At 50.5% G+C, this 16,638-nt stretch carries 6 protein-coding genes; 1 reads left to right on the forward strand and 5 read right to left on the reverse strand.

The window, feature by feature from the left end; genetic code table 11:
* Nucleotides 1–59: 59 nt before the first annotated feature.
* The 3 genes from MKY64_RS16420 to MKY64_RS16430 all read right to left on the reverse strand — a co-directional run bounded on the left by MKY64_RS16420 (nt 60) and on the right by MKY64_RS16430 (nt 14,416).
* The gene (locus tag MKY64_RS16420) at nt 60–7,838 is read right to left on the reverse strand and encodes an S-layer homology domain-containing protein (protein WP_340954320.1); all 7,779 of its coding nucleotides are present in this window, start codon (nt 7,836–7,838) and stop codon (nt 60–62) included.
* A gap of 27 nt (nt 7,839–7,865) precedes the next feature.
* Entirely contained in the window at nt 7,866–13,466 is a 5,601-nt protein-coding gene (locus tag MKY64_RS16425) for a hypothetical protein (protein ID WP_340954323.1), read from the reverse strand.
* A 362-nt stretch (nt 13,467–13,828) separates the two neighbouring features.
* Nucleotides 13,829–14,416, reverse strand: coding sequence for a TetR/AcrR family transcriptional regulator (locus MKY64_RS16430; protein WP_340954326.1), 588 nt, complete (start codon nt 14,414–14,416; stop codon nt 13,829–13,831).
* A gap of 154 nt (nt 14,417–14,570) precedes the next feature.
* Between MKY64_RS16430 and MKY64_RS16435 the strand changes: the two genes are divergently transcribed.
* Nucleotides 14,571–15,260, forward strand: a complete 690-nt coding sequence (locus MKY64_RS16435; protein ID WP_340954331.1) for an SDR family NAD(P)-dependent oxidoreductase — start codon at nt 14,571–14,573, stop codon at nt 15,258–15,260.
* A gap of 93 nt (nt 15,261–15,353) precedes the next feature.
* On the opposite strand, the gene MKY64_RS16440 is transcribed toward MKY64_RS16435, so the two are convergent.
* Nucleotides 15,354–16,007, reverse strand: coding sequence for a deoxynucleoside kinase (locus MKY64_RS16440; protein ID WP_340954335.1), 654 nt, complete (start codon nt 16,005–16,007; stop codon nt 15,354–15,356).
* Nucleotides 16,004–16,627 (reverse strand): deoxynucleoside kinase, encoded by a 624-nt coding sequence (locus MKY64_RS16445; RefSeq protein ID WP_209874512.1) that lies wholly within the window; start codon nt 16,625–16,627, stop codon nt 16,004–16,006. The genes MKY64_RS16440 and MKY64_RS16445 overlap by 4 nt, the downstream gene beginning before the upstream one ends.
* Nucleotides 16,628–16,638 lie beyond the last annotated feature (11 nt).

The raw sequence follows: 16,638 nt of genomic DNA on the forward strand, positions 1-16,638 counted from the left end.
CTTAAGGATTTCCCAGCAGAGTGTGCCCGCCCGCTTACGAGCGAACGGGCACATCCTTGTTATTGCTTAGCTGTAATGAATTGATCCAGACGGATGGCAATGGCTGCCGCCTGCTCACGCGTAAGCGGACTGGACGGATTCACCTTGTTGCCTTCCCCGAGAATAATGCCGTTCTTGATGCTCATTGCCACTGCTTGTCTTGCCCATGCCGGAACCTTGCCCTTGTCAGTGAAGCTGCTGAGGATCGAAGTGACTTCAGCCTCGCTAAGTTCACTGCCCGGATTGACCTGATTCAGCAATCTTCCGAGCATCGTCATCGCTTCAACTCTTGTCAGCGTATCCTTAGGCGCATACTTTCCGCCTTCGAGTCCGGTAACAATACCCATTTCAGCGGCAATGGAGACACTGCGGTTATACCAGCTGCTGCCGCTGACATCACTGAAGCCTGCCGAAGCTGCCTGCTTGTTCATGAGACCTGCAACGCGCAGCAGAATGGTTGGATATTCTGCCCGGGTCACTTTGCCTGCCGGATCGAACAGATCCGCAGATTTCCCTAGAACGAACAGCTTGGCGGATGCAGCCGCAATGCCTTCCTTGCCCCAGCCTGAAGGCATATCCTTGAAGGTCTTCTGGTTGCGGATGAAGAAGAGGCTACCTTCACCGGTCAGTTGTACATTCACTGCCGTACCGCTGCTGTCCAGCTTCCACGGTACCGTTGTCCAGTTGCCGTCTTTGTCCTTAAGCACCATAGCTGTAATTTCCTTGCCCGCAAGCGGCGCAGGAATGGCAATCTTGGCTGCAAGCGCCGGTGTCCAGCTGCTCTTCGGCAGATTAACGTTAACCGTTACACCTTGGCCTGCCGCCATCAGCGTGAAGCCTTGCTGATCGGCAATTGCCTTCATCGCCTGCTGGTCAACAGTGCTATTACCGCCGATGCCGATAGTAAGTCCGGCAGTCACACCTGCAAGATTCTCAGGAGCAATGATCAATTGGCCCATAGGAACTTCAATCACAATCTTCTTCTTCGCGCTCAGCTGCTGCTGAACCACACTCTGGTCTACACGGATACTGAATGCTTTGGCATTCGGATCGGTGGAGCTTACCGTGAGTTCACTGCCTGCTACAGCTTCTTTATCCGTAATGTGTACGATCGCAGTAAGTCCATCCCACTCTGCTGTCGCGGCCTGGCCGTTGACGGTAATCTGAGCTGCCTGCTCCGGTGCTTGTTCTTCAACAACTCCCGGTACGGCACCACCGCCACCGCCACCGCCTCCGCCAGCACCGCCTCCTCCGCCTGAACCGCTGCTGGTCCAGACCGATGCAGGAACACTGCCGGATGCCCTTACGAGCTTGTCCAGGGAGGTACGCTTGGCCACCACAACGATAGCACCTGGATGGGCTGTAACGATACCATCAAGCGGAAGCAGACTCCATGAGCTTACATTGTCATCCTTTTTCAGTTCCACCGGGTTGGACGAGAAGACCTTGTAAGCGATCTGCTGTCCAGTCATATCTCCGGCGGAAGTCACCGTAATCTTCGTATGGTTGCTGTCTCCGCCAATCGGAGAAGATACGGCTTGTACAGTACCTAATTCTTTCGTATCCGGAACAGCTACGGTTGCTGCAAGCATGCCCTTAAGCGTAACACCCTCGGACACCTTATACTCTGCCTCAATCAGGCTGGAGCCGGTGGCAAGTGCGGTAACACTGCCGTCTGCGAGCAATGACACTGCATCACCTACGGCAACTTCATAAGTCAGATTGGCCAGATCCTTGCCAGTAATCGGCTCTTCCTTGAATTTCGGCTTGCCGTTCCCGTCCTTGCCATCCGACACCTTGAGATAGGCCTGAATTTGGCCTGCCGCACCCGGCGTCAGCGTCTCCGCTCCCTTCAGAACGAGAGCAACCGGTACTTTGAAGCCGGCATTGGTAATATCCACAACCGCTGTGTTCTGATTGGTCGCATCGTCAGTTGCGACAATGCTTAGCGCCACTGAAGGCTCCTCAGAATTCACTTCCACCATTCCATTGAAATCTCCCGTCTTCGGATCTACCGTAAGCTCCTTGGAGATGACCTTGTCTTTGTATTTGCCGTCAGACTGTAATTGACTCACGGTATAAACTGCACTCAGCTTAGTTCCTGTAGTTGTCGTGCCGGCTACACGAACGGCGCCCTGTGCGGTACGTTCGCCCGTTACCGGCTCCGTCAGATAGAGGACCGGTGCGATCGTATCTACCGTCAGATAGAGCATGGTCACTGAGATATCCTTGGTCACCGTATTTCTGGCTCTCAGTTCAATCGCATACGGACCGTCCGTCTGGAACTGGTCTAGATTCAAGGTGCCTTCGCTTCCGCCGCCGGCCTTGTTCGTCAGGGCTACAGTCCCAATGGATTTGTCAGCATAGAATGCTTCCACCGTCATATTGGACTGTTTGGAAGAGAGCATCAGCTTCTGCTTCGTTTCATTCGTTAACAGGTTCACATAGTTCCCGGAGGAGGCATCTACCGTCCCCGATGAACTCAATACCGTCAGATCCGGCAGATTCGGAGTTGGCAGCAAGGTGCTGCTGCTCTCACGCCGCTCGGCATAATGATAGTTCTGATGCTTGTCGGCATCCTCGGTTGGAACCGTTGCGGCACTGACGCCGATGACGTAATTCTTCTTCACTTCCAGACCGACATATTTCACCTTGCTCAGATCAATCACTGAGCCTTCAAGGCTGCCCTTATAGACTTCATCTGTTGTAGATACAGCCTTCCAGCCGCCAATCAACAGACCTTCGTATTTGCCTGTGGAGGCGTTCCAGTAAGGCTTAAGCTCCTGTTCGGTATACAAAAGCTCTCCAAACGGAGCATATTCACTCAGTTTGCCTTCAGCATCCAGCTTCGCATCGACCACGTAGCTGTGCTCGAAGCTGCTGTGTCCCGATTTCTTCGCTCCCGGCTTGAAGGAGAGTGAGAACAATCCGTTGCCGGCAGGCTCAACCTTCACCTCACTCACACTCTGCGGTGCCAGCGGATCAATGATTTCAAAGCGTTGCGGGGAAGTCTTCGTTCCGAAGTTCGAGCTGGATTTCAGCTCGGCCCGCAGGTAGTAGTTGCCTTGTCTGAGCAGCCCGCGGATATCCTCGGGATTGCCCATCAATGTTACATTGGTTACATCAATCACTTTGCTGCCGCTTGTAATTCCGCCGCTGACCGAGCCGCCTGCTCCGACTGGCACGTCCTTGGCAATCAGCATACCAGGATCACCTGTCTGCAGAATCTCTTGACCATTCAGCATTTCCTTACGGTTCGTCACGGCATCCTCAGCCAGATACAGGTTCACTGTATCGCCTTCGGCTGCATTGGCAACTTTCCAGGAGGCTGTGAACTTATTCGCATTCGCGCTGTCATTCGCCAGGTTGACTTCATTCAGCGTAGGCAGCGTAGGAACGTTGAGCAGCTTGGTGTCAACCGCCGAGACGGCTGTCAGCTTCCAGGTACCGCCCTTTGTGGCTTCATTCTCCGGAATAATGATATACGCTCTGCGAATATCCACTTCACTGCTGAGCTTAGGCCCATTCTCCGTTTTATAGCTTGCAGGAATATATTGTGTAAAAGCATTTGCCGTAGGATCAGTGTTCGTGTTGTCGAATTTCACCGGATAATTTTTGCCTGAGGCATCCTGCAGCTTGAATTCCGGCATTTCCTTGCTGCTGTACTCCATTTCAATAATGGCATTACCGGCTACGCCGTCCATTGGAATCTCATGGATTCTGCCACCGTTCTTGACCGTAATGCCGCCTACACCGACATTGATTGATCCGTTCTCGACATATTTGACGCCTTCTTCTACCTCACGGTAGATAATTTCCTGATTCTCTTCCTCGGAAGCTACCTTGGAGGTGGCCAGCGTCTGCACGCCCGCACCAATCACCATGAGACGAGGTCCAAGCTCTGGATCATCCACCACCAGATGGATCATTCCTTCCGGCAGCTGATCGGTCGAAGTACCGAATTCAATGCCGCCACTCCAGTAGTAAGTAATACCTAAGGAGATCAGCAGAATACCGATGCTGCCCCAGACCTTATCATTGTTGACGCCAAGGAACATACTGGACAGCGGCATGCCGCCGACAACCGGTACATCGTTCGGAATCTGCACTTTGGAGCTGATATAGCCTTCAAAATCAGTGCGGTTCTTCTCCAGATTCTGTCCGACGAAGATACCCGCCTTCCCGATGATGATATCCCATCCGCCGATATCCATCTCTGCTTCCACGCGCACGAACCATGGGGTTACCCACTGCGCCTCGAGCAGCGCTTTAGTCAGCATCGGAAGCCGGTCATCTTTCTCCGCATCGGCTTTGGCAGCGAAATCCAGCCTGCCTTCCACCTTAAGGCCGGTACGCTTCACTGTCAGGTCCACATCGCCGAAGAAATACGCCGGAGCAATCCCGAACCGCATGCCTACGCCTGCTTGAATGGTTAACGGGAACGGGTCCTCTGCCGTGCCGCCGGCAATAGTGTCCGCCAGTTCACGTACTGCTCCCCGGATGGCTGTCAGGTACGTTGCACCCGTCACCAGGATACCCGGCTGCGGAAGCTCTGCCCCGAAGGCAATCACATCCGGAAGAATCCGGCCGTCTTTTACTTTTTTGAGCGAGAATTCAATCTCCACGCCCATCATATTCTTCAGCTGTGCTGCGAACTCCAGGCCGTATTCATTGCCTATGCCCCCGCCTTGCACAGCGTGCTTAATTGTAACTTTGCCGCTTGGAGCATCCGGACCTTTTTTCTTATCCGCATCCTTCTTCTTATCCGGTCCGAATAAGCCCATCTCCTGATTGAGATCGAAGCCCAGGGAGGCATCGACGCCATAGAAGCCGGCACTGTTGAAGATGACATTCTTGATCTCGGAGTTAATGATCTTCAGGGACAATGAGCCTCCGAAGGAAATCCCATTCTCTCTAAGAATGAAGTCATTGAAGGAGAAGCCAAAGCCGTCAATGGAGAAGCTTGGTGCCCCGAACAGAGACTGCTTGTTGAAGTACACATCCTCAATCATAATCTGGCGCAGCGGATTCAATCTGTCGCCCACGCCGCCGACAGCCCATTTCAGACTGCCGTTCTGTGTATCATCTTCCGGGTTGCCTTCATTACCTTTCTCATCCTTCTTATCGTCATCATCGTCTTTATCTTCTTCTTCTTTATCCTTTGTGGGATCGAAGTCCTCTTCTCCAAGCGACTTGTTGAAGCCGTTGAAGAAGTCGAGGGTCCATTCTCCTTTATGGAAAACGAATCCGCTGCTCGCTACACTCAGCGTTCCTTCACCCTTGACGAACAGGGTATCCAGGAAAGGCAGATCGCCGGGAAGGGTGTTGCCGAAGATATCCAGCTTACCGCGTACAAAAGACAGGTCCTTACCTTTATAAGCTACAGCATCATTAATAATTGCCGGTTCTGTCTTGGTATCCACGATGACCTGCTCTTCGTCACCTGTGCCGACCTGCTTGATCATGCCGCGGACGGTAACCAGAATCTCACGGTCGAATTCCGGGTCCTTGGCTTCCGCTTCTTCCTTGAATTCCTCGAAGTCCTCTTCTGTCGCAAACAGCTTGTAAGCATACATTGGAGTCTCTTTCAGCGCTTCCTCATCCATGAATTCGCTGATATCAAACTTCGGATCAACTGCTTTGCTCGCTGCGCCGAACAATGCCTTGGTTTTCTTGTACTCGGTAACAGCCTTGTACAGGAACGAACCGTCCTTGAAGGGCTTGCCAGGGAACAGAGAGTTCAGCTGATCCAGCAGCTCATCCTTTACCGTAGCGCCGTTCGCAAGACCGCTGATATCTACAGCTTCCTTGTAGACCGCCATTACTCCGGCTTCACGGATTCGTGTGTCGTTATTATCAGTGACCAGGAACGATTGCGGAGTTGTCATATCATAGAGAGCCGCTACTTCCTCATCTCCGCCGGCATCGCCTTTGTAATCAATCTCCACCTGGTATTCACCGAGCGGCAATTCCGGTCCAAGCCCGGCTTCGAGCACATTGCCGCCTGAATCCACCTGCTCACCGCCGCGGTACGTAATCCGCATAGCGCCGGAGAATCCATCGTCTGTCGGCTGCATCACCACTGCATCCTGAACATTGACCTTATACCTGCTACCATCCGCCTTATTCTTGAGATACAGGTCAAAGTTCGGAGCGGTCGTTGCATTGCCTGTATTGTAAGCTTCAATATTCGACAGATTGACCGTCAGATATTTCACATCTGTGCTGTACAGCTCTGCCGGTGCTAGTGCGTAGGAATACGTAGCTGTTGCTTCTCCCACCGGCGGCAAAAGAATGAAATTAGTGCGGGTCGATTCATACTGGGCTTTAATGCCCTCATCCTTGACGCCTTCGATTTTGCCTTGCGTTTCCGGGCTTCTCGCGGAAATCATATACTCCCGGGTAACCGGCCAAGGTCTGCCTTTGGCCTGAACGCGGAAGGTAGCGGTAATCGCATCACCCGGCTTGTACTTCGGCTCAATGCCCATCGCCGCTTCATCAGGTGTGGCTGACTTTTTGAACTCTAGCATTTTGCTGCGGGCATTCTCCAGGACCGGATTCCCGTTTGCATCCAGGACAGTTTCTCCCTTTTCATTCTGCCTGACGAAGCTGAGGCCGCTCTCCAGGGTCATCTCGACTTCAATTTTGGAGTGCTCCATATTGTAAGCCTGAAGGTTCTCTACTTCTGCTATAACGTCGAAGACACCATTTTTCTCATATTTCGTCGGTACGCCTCCGCCTTCAACCGGCTCGGTAGCCAGTTGCTGTACCTGATCTACATAACGGATCGAGAACACTTTATCAGGGGCTGTCAGCTCACCGAGACCGTATACAGTCTCGAAGCTCTGGAAGCCTCCCGGCGCCAGCTTCTCCGGGTTCCAATAGAAGGCAACCGCAGAATCCGCTGTGCCGAAATCATTGGTATCTCTGGTGAAGTCCAGATTCGGATTAATTTTATAATCCCATTTCGTATTCGCCAGGCCGTTCCAGTGCCCGACGATCATTTCATCCACAATATTAATATTCTGTTCGGCAAAGTTATTGAAGCCGTAGGCCACCACATTGGTTGCCTGAGGATTCGTCAGATCCAGCTTGTCGCGCATCACCCAATAAGCAGGAATCTTGAAGTAAGCTCTATCTTCAAAGGGAATCCCCTTATCGTCCTCCGGATTGTGGACCAGCTTCCGCTCCACCTGCAGCGGTGACTTGTAGGCTGTGCCAATCTGGAACTGCGGCCCGTCGTTGCCGCCGACCATCGTATCCAGCAGAATCCGGCTGCCGATCTGCACCTGCGCACCGCTCTTGTTGTTCACTTCATAGCGGATGTTGACATTCCCGGAATTCACAGCATCCTTGCTGTCGGTGTAGAGCATTAGAATCTGCTTGATCTCTACGCCTTTAATCTTCCAGATCATCTCCAGCTGCTTGGTGCCATTTGAATTCTCCACCACTTTAGGTGCACTAGTCTCTGAATAGTGGCTGGCGTCGAACTTGTATTTATTACCGTAGATATAATCCGTTCCATCGATCCGGAACGTCGTGAACGACGTCTCCGGGTCATCTCCCTGGAACAGCAGGTTTACATTATTGTCGTTCTTGCGGATCGGTTGACCCTCTACAGTGCGAATGCCGTAGCGGCCCGTTTCGTTATCCACGGTGACCTTAATAAAGTCATTCTGGATCATGGTTGTCTTGGTACTGCTGGCCGCCTCGACGAGAGCATGGAAGCTCTCGGAGGTGGACAGAAATACCATGATTAAGGTGAGCATTACCGCTACTGTGCGTTTCAACAACTTCACCAAGTATTCCCCCTGTTCTTGTTTCAACTATTTCAGATTGCCGACAAAGAAGGTAGCAAATTCGCGGTCACGTTCCTGGGTTCTCACCACAATGGTGTACCAGCCTGTTTTCGGGAAGGTGACCTTGAAATTACTGCTCACCAGTTCAGCATAGGTCAGCTTCTGCTTCACCAGCTTCAGCTGTCCTTCGCGGTACAGACCAGGGTAATACAGAATATCGAATGTTCCAGCCTGGTTGACCTTGTCTACTCCGCCTACCTTCATCAGATTGAAGCCGGATACCTTGAAGGTAATGGTGTTGGTATTGAACAACGCAGATTCGCCGGAGGAAGCCGAGATTAAGGTATCGTTACCGAAGACCAGCAATCCGCCGTCCTTCACGACCACCACATCCTGATAGACCACCGTCTTATTGCCTACCTGATCAACTGCTGTGTAAGCTACGCGCTGGCGTCCAAGCTTGCTCAGATCCAGCCCGCTGACCGATACTTTCACGTTAGCTTCAGCCGATACATTATCAGAAACGGTGAACCCGCCGAGATCCGTACGGAAGTTAAAGTCTTTCTTGTTCTGAACAATCCCTACGGTTTCCTTGTTCAGTGTCAGCTCAGGTGCTGTGTTATCAAGTCCTGCAATGGTCACCGGAACCTTGTTCACATTGCCCAGCAGATCCGAGATGGCCATCACCGCTGAACCGCTGCTCTCAAAAGCACGCGAGTAGCTGTACGTTCCATCCGCTTTACTGATCTGGTTCGTATAGGCGGCTCCATCTGAAATAGGTCTTACGCCTGAGAACATGTGGTTAGGGGCAGCAACTGTGCCGCTAAGCGTAACCTTCACTTTGCCTTTGGCATATTTCTGTCCGCCGATGGTCACAATCTGATCGGCCGGAACCGCTTTGCCTTCGGCATCTACAAAGGTATAGGCCACTTTGTCCGGTACTGGCGGCGCAGAGAGAACATTCGTTACCTTTTCTTTGATAACTGTTGTATTGCCGTACACATCCGTCACAGTGAATGAAGCCGTTCCATTCTCCATGAGTGTAATGCTCTTATCGGCACTGATGACATTGAATGCCTTAGCCGATGCATCTGCCTTCTCTACGTTAAGTGTTACACCTGTGGAGAACAGCACATTGCCGCTGTTATCCTTCAGGGTGCCGAAGGTTTGGCTTCCATTCTCGCCATATTGGTAGGAACGGACTACTTTTACTCTAGGCACTTCCTTGTTAATGTTCGCAACCGTTGCTTCAACCGTATTGACATTTCCGGCCGCATCCTTAATTTCGAATTCGAACTTGCCGTTCTCAGTGAAGGTGTAGGCTGTCTTGCCGCCATTGTTCACCACCGTCACCGGCTCAGAGGTGCTCTGGAGGAGGGCAACCACATTACCATTCGTACTCTCCATGTATGAATATTCAATGGTTCCTTCAGGAGGCGTACCGTCAATATTCTTCACGACCAGATACAGCGTATCTGTCCGGTCCGGATCACTTAGATCGGTCAGATCGAAGCTGTAGTAGCCGTTCTCGTAGATCTTGAATGAATTGCCGGTCCGTACAGGCACCGAAGGATTAATCTTCGATGGCATGACGCGGATACCCGGCGGAAGCGTAATCTCAATATCTGAACCCACCTTGGCATTAACCGGGCTGTTCACGCTGAGTGAAGCAAGCGCATAGACCGGCTGTACGGTAGTAAGAGGAAGCTTGATTTCAAGCTGGGCCGGCTTGCTGATCAGACCGCCCGGCGTTCTGTACTTCACCCACACCTGAAGCTCCTCAGCCTTACTCGTCGGAACCTTCACGGCTACGAAGTTCGTATAAGGCTTCCAGTTCAGCCAACTCACTCCGTTATCCGGTGAGACTGAATATTCGTAACCGGTCTTGTCTTCCGTTTCGAGACTCAGCTTCATAATGGCTGTGTAGCCGTCCGCTGTATCACCGGACAGATAGATCAGAGAAGACTTGGCATCCGACACCGGCGCATCAGGCTTGGTCGTTGCCGAGACCTTGAAGGTTCCTGCACTTGCCTTGATTGTGCTGTTGCCTGCTCCATCAACCGCAAGTACATATAAGCGGAACTCAGAGATTTCCCCCGATTTCAGCGATTTGTCATCGATGGAGACTGAGCCGCCTGCCGGAACATCTGTCCATTTTGTCGACGACTCTGTAGGTACTTCTGCGCCTACTTCTTGTTTGACCCATTGATACTTGCTGACCAGTCCTGTTTTGCTGTAGAATTCCGACACGCTAATCTTCGTCTTCTGCAGCGGCAGCGGATAAGCAACACTATCAGGGCTGAAATACACTGCCGGTGCTTCATTATCAAAATAATAAGCCTTCGAGTAGTAGTACGTTTTGTCGCTGTGTTTGACCATAAGATGAATGTATTGCGTTCCGTTCAATACTGTTTTAGCAGCAGGAACGATATAGCTGTAAGTAGCTTCACTTACAGAAGCGCCAAGGCCCTTGGCTGCCAGCTTGGCATCGGTGCCGGCTTCTGGCGAAGCAGCAGGCGTCGCTGACGGTTCAGTTGCTTCTGCTGAGCCAGTTGGTGTCGCTGACGGTTCAGTTGTTTCTGCTGAAGCAGCAGGTGTTACTGTCGGCTCAGCACTGTTATCCGGTGCCGGAGTCTCTTCCGATTCAAGCGGCGTCAACGAAGGCGCTGTTGGCCCGGAGGACAGGAACTTCATAATGGCTACCGGCCCGATGCTTGCTATAACTTCCGGCTCGGCCGGAGAGTTGGGTTCAGTCGGCGCGCCAGGCTCCGCCGGTTCGGCTCCGTCTTCAAGCAGGCTTTTCTCAGACAAAGGTGATATATCCGATACCATAGAAGCATCCAGTCCGGTGAAATCACTATCCTTTGGACGAAGAGAGCTGTCGCTGATGGCATAGCCTACATAATCGGGATGCACACCGCTGATCTGGAAGGTGACATCATGACTTTTCACATAGTTAGGATTGGCTTCCGGTGTGAACTGTGTCGGAATAGCCGCTTCCGAACTCACAACTACCGCTCTTTCCTGCGGAGTCTTAATCGTCTCATTGCCCGCATTATCTAGCGCCTTCAGATAGAGCCAGTATGATCCGTCCTCATCAATATCCTCATAGGTAGACCGGGTTACGGTTGTGCCGGAATATGGCGTAGCTGCCCACTTTCCGTCCGCCGGGGAATCCCCGTCCTTCACCCATTGATACTGCACACTTTTGACGCCGCTATGCTGGTCCTTCACAAGAGCCTGTACCGTAGCTGTATCCTCTGCGGCCAGCGTAATGGCAGGTCCCTGGTTGTCCAGCTTCAACACGCCAACTTCGTGCTTCCAGTTAGAGTCGTCATTCTTGAAATCCTCAAGCGGCCAGACACTCTTATCGCCGTATTGTCCAACAGCCGCCAGCGCCTGATTATCGGCATAGAAGATTTTATCTGCCTTGGAACCCGGTGCTTCTTCTATCCAAGCGTCATACTGCGCCTGATGGGTATTCTTGTAAATGTCTTTCTTCTTATGCTGCATCAATTCTCTGGCAGAATCCCAAGACATATCGGCAGTCCATGTATGCAGATACCACTCGCCGCTGTTCCCTTCCTCGAAGGCTTCCGCCGGAGGAGCGAGCAGGTTCGTCTTGTTATTCACTACCGACAGCTCTACATTCTCGAATTCTCCCGGATACAGCTCTTCCGACGGCTGCTTGGCGGAGAGTGCGTAACGCTTAAGCGCTGCATAATGATCTCCGGCTACACCAGCGAATGGATCAGCCTTATCCTGGCTCCACCAGTAGTACACCAGACCTACCGAAGGTGAGGCTTCCGCACTCATATTGGAAGGGCGGTAGATCCCGCGGCTCGGCCGCTCTGTTCCACGGTCAGCTACAGTAGGATCAAGATGCGGTACTTTAATGGAAGGATCGTTGGCGTCAATCGTAACTTTTCCTTTTTTGGCATAGGTTGTATCGGTTGCTCCGCCTGTCTCGAACCGGTACCCGATCACCGGCTCTGTGTTGTCGATGAACAGGTTCGCCCAGTCAATCTTGGAGTTGGCGAGTGAGAGATCACTGCCGTAAGGATTAATTTTCTCTTCGTGTACTCCATCGAAGTTAGCAGGCTGAATCATCAGGTTGCCTGCGTAATCCTGAATGACATCGGTATCCATCTGGATCGGCTCGCTGCCGCCCTTGGCATCATTGGATATGGCTACGGCCTTAAGCAATGGGGTTTCCACCGTTTTGCCGTCAGGCACGGTCATGCGGAAGGTCCAATTTTTTGTATTCCTGCCTATAACATAATAGGCTTTCATTCCGTTATTGAAGAGGATGAAGGTTTTCTTCTCATCCCAGCCGGTTTTGGCAATCGCCTCTTCGGTCATCTGCAGGGTGAAGTCAATGACATCTCCCTTGTTGAGCGTAACCCCGGTCAGAATCTCCGGCTGAATGCCGTTCGCGGTCTTGGAATACTTCGGACGCACAGCATCGACAATGACGCGGTATCCGCCCCGGTCGAAGTCAAACGGGTTCCCGGCTTTGCGCTCCACCCAGGAATTGCTGCCGCTGCTTGGCACAGCGTTGAGATTGAAAACCGCTTTATTGCCAGCTGCATCACTGAGCACGGCTTCTTTCAATTTATTCTCCAGCGACAGATCCATCTGCGCACCGCCAGTGGTTCCCCCGGTAATTAAGGGTCTCAGCGGAAGGTTACTGCTGTTATGGAAAGGAACTCCCGTATATCTATAGGCAATTTTTTTCTGGTATGAACTCAGATTGTTCTCATTAAAGGATATATTCTGCAGATACTGCTGCTGTCCGGCCGCCGGAAGTCCGGTGTCCGGATCATTAATGAACAGCTTGTGCCGCAGGAAATAATCAGAATTGGCCTTCACTACCGTGCTCGGTCTGACCGGCTCGCTGAAGTTGTAGCTTAGGGTGATGTTCTCATCTCTTTTGACATACAGCTCTTTCTGGTTAATATTCTCGTTGAGCCGCTCTGCACCATTCCCGGTGAAGGTATAGTTATCTATGACCGGACGTTTGAGATCCTGGAACTTGAGGTAAAATCCGCGTACACCGGCTGCTTCACCGTCGTCGTCGCCTTCACCCCAGACCTTAATGGTAATAACAGAATTCGGTTTGATGAGGGACTTGGCCGACTTGTTATACCGCTGGCTGCTGCCCGTTCGTTCATTAATAATATTTTTTCCGTCAATGTTTACTGTAATGGACGAATGACGGGTCCATAAGAACCCGGAGTGACGCCGCAGCACGGAGAATCCTGTAAGCATCTCCGCATGTCCGCTCTCCGCCATATTCTTTAGAATGGTATTGTCGGCTACCTTCACCTGGAATTCAACCGTTGCTTCATTATCATCGACACCCGCAAAGATATCTCCCTTGACCCAATCATATTTGGCATCTTTGTCTTTCTCTGTCTGCTTGAAGCCTTCCACCTCGGTATAAAAGTTGAGGAATGTATTGTCCGCAGGATAGCTTAGGTTCCCAACATGTTGTCCGTTTGGAAACGTGACTTCATAATCATCACCCGCAGCCTGTGCCAGTCCGCTAAAGGAACTGGGTATTAACGATAGCAACATACTAAGAATTAAGCTTAGCGAGGTATATCTCTTCAATCTCCTGCTCATTAACAATTGGTGCTCCCCCTTATTCGTTCATCATGTCCTGTCCGGCGTGCAGCAAGCTTCGCTGTAGTCTAAGATTCACTCCCTATGCTTCCGCATTCTCCTTTCGGCCTGCCCTCCCGTGGACAAAAAATACTAGTTATAAAACTACCTATTTTTTCATATCTGCGTTTATTCTATCAGGCGGCTCTAAACAAACTCTTAACAAATCTCGACAAAAGCTGCGTCAAATGCCCCAAAATAGGGTTAATACACTCGGAAAACGAAAAAAGTCCTGAATTTTTAAGAGAAAATGTCTGAAAAGCAAAATAAACCGCACTGAGAACGGCTCAGTTGCGGTTTATTGGTGTGGATTAGTTATTTTTCTATCTAGTATTCTTCAGCAAGTCAACCATGTTATGATAATGAATTTCACTCAGATGGTCGATAAAGTCATCCATCTTATAATTCTCACGTTCAACAATCCATAGACAAATCGCACCTACCAATCCCGATATCATGTACTCGAGGCCAATTTCCATCCTTTCATCGTGGCGGAAATCGCTGTTTCCGGCGAAGATGAACGTTTTAAAAGCGTCTTTTAAGTAGATGGGGAAGTTTGGGTGAATGTTTTGAGTGAGCATGGTTTTAAAGAATATCATGTTTGCATCGATATTGTCGAAAATCGTTTTTATCATCGTACTGAACATATCCTTGTCCATCTCATGGATCGAGCTCACCTCCAGGCTCAAGCAAGCATTCAAATTCTGTACGCTCTCCTGAAATAACTTGTCCATGAATTCAGGTTTATCTAAATAGTGTAAATAAAATGTGTTTCGATTTATCATCGCTTCGTCGGCAATGTCTTGTACAGTAATTCGTTCGTAGCCTTTGGTTTGCACTAGTCTCAAGAAGGCTTCCTTAATCGCTTTTCGCGTTTTAAGAATACGCAGATCCACCCTATTCTTGCCCAATAAAAAGCCACTCCTTCATAAATAATAGTCAAATATATATAAAATGATGTTTAAATGTCATGTTGACTCATATCAACCATTGAACGTTTTAATTGTAGATTTTACAATTAAAATTGTCAATTACACTCACGTATTCATAAAAGGAGAATCAGATATGAAAACACTAGCGATCATTGGTGCAGGTAAGGGATTAGGAATGTCTATTGCGAAGAGCTTTGGAAAAAATAACTTCCAAGTAGCATTAGTCGCAAGAAACGCCGCAAAGCTGCAAGAAATGGTGGATGAATTGAAAGCGGAGGGTGTTGTGGCCTCTTATTTCATAGCGGATATTTTCAGTAAAGAACAAATTGAACAGGCGATCAGTAACATTAAAGCACAGTATGGCCAGATTGATGTGCTGGAATTCAGTCCTACAGCAGGCAACTATCCTCCCACCTCTGTATTGGAGTTAACCGTAGAGAATGTAAGGGACGCATTTGAGGCCAATGTGGTCAGTGCCATCCAAGTTGTCAATGCTGTTCTCCCTGATATGCTCGCTAAGAATGAGGGTTCCATACTCTTTACCACAGGATTATCTGCCATGTACCCCGTCCCAATGATGGGGAATATCGGTATTGCTCTTTCAGGACTGCGCAATTATGTAGCTAATCTCCATACTTCATTGGCTGCTCAAGGCATTTTTGTTGGTCACCGTTCTTTAGGCTTGTTGATTAAGGAGTCGGGTACTGGCGCAATCAATGATCCGGATGTGATTGGCGACATGTGGTATCAAGCCTATATGGACAAAACCATATGGGAGGAAGAATATCCCAAGGGTGTAACCCCCGAAACCATTGTATTTTAACATTCTGTGATGGATTTGGCCTCATTGGAGGAAGGCGGATCAAAAAAGCAGCTCCAGGATAAACCCCTGGTGCTGCTTTTTCACTCTAACTATTTATTTCCCCACCGCAGTCCGGTTAATTACCGCGCTGACCCGGGTCAGAATCTCCGACACCGAAGCCGGGTCCTTCACATCATACTCATCAATATTCAGCCGCAGCACCGGGCAGGCGCTGAATTCGTTGATCCACTGGGAATAGCGGTCGTGCATATGCTCCCAGTAGGAGACGTCGGTCTGAATCTCCATCTCACGCCCGCGCTCATTGATGCGGGTCAGGATCGAAGGCAGGCTGCCTTCAATATAGATTAGCACATCGGGATGCGGGAAGTATGGCGTCATCACCATTGCCTCATAGAGGCTGGTGTAAGTGGCATAATCGGTCGGGGACATGGTGCCTTGATCGGCGTGCATTTTGGCGAAAATCCCGGTGTCTTCATAAATCGAACGGTCCTGCACGAAACCGCCGCCCAGCTCGAACATCTTCTTCTGCTCCTTGAAGCGTTCCGCCAGGAAATAGATCTGCAGGTGGAAGCTCCACCGCTCGAAGTCGTGATAGAACTTCTCCAGGTACGGGTTATGATCTACCTGCTCCAGTGAGGTCTGGAAGCCCAGGCGCTCCGCCAGTGCTGCGGTCAGTGTCGATTTGCCGACGCCTACGGTTCCGGCCACAGTGATAATGGCATTGTTCGGGATATTGTAACTGTTCATTTCATAAGCTCCTTTACTTGTTCCGCGATGGCGGTGAAGTCTTCGGGGTTCTCCACGAAATCCACCTGGTTTCCGTCGATCGTGACGATTACGGTGGATGGTTCGCGGAGGGCCAGTGATGCCATCGCATCGTCGTAATCCTCAATTAACTGCTCGAGGTAGGCAGGGGCAATGATCTCTTCGAAGGTACGCGCACGCTTGGCAATCCGGGCCAGCAGCGTATCCAGATCCGCCCGGATATACAGAATAATGTTCGGCTTGGGGAAATCATCGGTCAGAATATGATAGATCTCACGGTATTTGTCCCGTTTCGATCCCTTCAGCGTCCGTTCCCCGAAGATCAGATTCTTATAGATATGATAATCCGAAATGACCGGCTTCCCTTGATCTATGTACTGCACAGTCGTGTCTTCCAGCTGCTTGAACCGGTTGCAGAGAAAGAACATCTCAAGCTGGAAGCTCCAGTCGTCCATATTCTGATAGAACTTGTCCAGAAACGGATTCTCGTCGACAATTTCTTTAATGACCGGAAGCTGCAATTCGGTGGCGAGCATCGTGGCGAGGGTGGTTTTACCGGCTCCAATCGGGCCTTCCACGGCTATAAAAGGTGCATGTTTCATTAACGCTAATT

It is taken from the genome of Paenibacillus sp. FSL R7-0210, assembly GCF_038009085.1.
GTDB lineage: Bacteria > Bacillota > Bacilli > Paenibacillales > Paenibacillaceae > Paenibacillus_AQ > Paenibacillus_AQ silagei.

What these genes read in the sequence shown, in the direction of transcription:
- MKY64_RS16425 (WP_340954323.1), bottom strand. Translation starts at nt 13,466, where the DNA reads ATGAGCAGGAGATTGAAGAGATATACCTCGCTAAGCTTAATTCTTAGT.
- MKY64_RS16435 (WP_340954331.1), top strand. Translation starts at nt 14,571, where the DNA reads ATGAAAACACTAGCGATCATTGGTGCAGGTAAGGGATTAGGAATGTCT.
- MKY64_RS16440 (WP_340954335.1), bottom strand. Translation starts at nt 16,007, where the DNA reads ATGAACAGTTACAATATCCCGAACAATGCCATTATCACTGTGGCCGGA.
- MKY64_RS16445 (WP_209874512.1), bottom strand. Translation starts at nt 16,627, where the DNA reads ATGAAACATGCACCTTTTATAGCCGTGGAAGGCCCGATTGGAGCCGGT.